The 666-nt window shown below is 55.4% G+C and carries 1 protein-coding gene; it reads right to left on the reverse strand.

From position 1 onward, the window contains the following. Window positions 1-666: ParB N-terminal domain-containing protein (locus VZ95_RS23415; protein ID WP_198148416.1), on the reverse strand; the 666-nt coding region annotated here is incomplete at both ends.

A 666-nucleotide genomic window follows, 5' to 3' on the forward strand; every position in this document is an offset into this window, starting at 1 on the left:
TGAAACAACCGCGTCACCATGCCTGCGAAGTGCAGTAGCAATCGAAGATGTAAAGGTAACCTCCCCTGGCTTCCATGCGGTTGATGAAGTGCTTCGGGCAATGGTTAGGCCAGCCTCGGATACAAGCCGCCGAATATCCAGAGCATCCTCGTCTCCGGCAGCAAGAGCAGCGTGAAAATCATCCATGCGGTTCATCGCCTTACGCGCTCTGTTCGCAACAATAAACATACGAGCTTCGTCTTCGGGGCTGTCATAGGTGAAAAGGCAACAAGGCAGTTGCGGCAAATCCCCCCGGCGTATCGCAGCGGCCCAGCGGTGCTGTCCGTCGATGATTACCTTGGAGCCGTCAATCCGTCTTGACACCACCAAAGGCGCACAAAGCCGCCAATCAAAGTTTGCGGCAATGCTTGCGATGAGGCGCCGCGACCCATCATTGTCGATAGATCGTTGATAGGAACTATCGACCGTCAGGGACGCGATGTGCACCCGTTCAATGCTCGGCATGCTTCCGCGGGCTTCCCCAAAGGCTATTTTCCGTTCGCTTCCCCGCTTTTGACCGGCACCCGCTTTGCTTCTCGTGCCGAACTGAGCGGATTTTCCAGGACCAATAGCGGTGATTTTCGGAATGGCTTCGGCAGTAAGACCTGCGAGAAGTTCAGGAATCTC

Origin of the sequence: Elstera litoralis (genome assembly GCF_000963705.1) — a bacterium.
GTDB classification, from domain to species: Bacteria; Pseudomonadota; Alphaproteobacteria; order Elsterales; family Elsteraceae; genus Elstera; species Elstera litoralis.